Annotated in this window: 1 pseudogene; it reads right to left on the reverse strand. The window is 60.5% G+C overall.

Going from position 1 to position 813, the window contains the following annotated elements:
• Positions 1-19 precede the first annotated feature (19 nt).
• A pseudogene (locus BEN48_RS16385) lies at positions 20-741 on the reverse strand (transposase); the annotation flags it as partial.
• Positions 742-813 lie beyond the last annotated feature (72 nt).

The following is an 813-nucleotide window of genomic DNA, read 5'->3' on the forward strand; positions in this document are numbered from 1 at the left end:
TAGAGCGTGAGGACAATCAGCGCAACCAATCGAGTGCGGCGGCCACGTGCCAGAAGGCTAAGAAAGACACAACGGTTTTTTCGTAGCGGGTGGCCAGGCGCCGGTACTGTTTGAGACGGCCAAAAAAGCGTTCGATTTTGTTACGGTCCCGGTAGATTTCTTCGTCCATTTCCGCCGGCTTCACCCGTCCGGGGTGGCTGGGAATCACGGCCTCGATGCCGTGCTCCGCACAATAAGCGCGGTTTTCGTCGCTATCATAGGCCGTGTCCGCCAAGACTTTTCCCGGCCGCAAGCCGTTGAGCAAGGGCAAGGTCTGGGGGCAATCCCCTGCCTGTCCTTCGGTGGCCAGCAGGCGCACGGCATTGCCCAGCGCATCGGTGCAGGCGTGGATTTTGGTGCTCATTCCGCCCCGGCTACGACCCAGGCATTCAGCGGCGGGGGCGCTTTTTTTTGGCCCGCCGAGTGCTGATGGGCCCGTAAAATGGTGGAATCGAGCATGACCCACTCCAACTCCGGGGCTTTTAGGGCCTCAAACAAGGCCTCCCACACGCCCTTTTGCGCCAATCGGCGGAAGCGACGGCAGACCGAATTCGGCTTGCCGAAGCGCTCGGGCAGGTCGGCCCACGGCACCCCGGTGCGCATGAGCCACACGACGGCATTGAAAAACAGCCGATTATCGTTGGCCGTAACCCCGCAGTCGGTCGCCTTACCCGAAAGCAGGGGTGCAACCACCGTCCACTGCCGGTCCGTTATTTCGTGACGACGCATAAGCTAACTTGGGTTTGCTCGAAGGTAATTGTCCTCACGCTCTAG

This window comes from Hymenobacter glacialis (assembly GCF_001816165.1).
Taxonomy (GTDB): domain Bacteria; phylum Bacteroidota; class Bacteroidia; order Cytophagales; family Hymenobacteraceae; genus Hymenobacter; species Hymenobacter glacialis.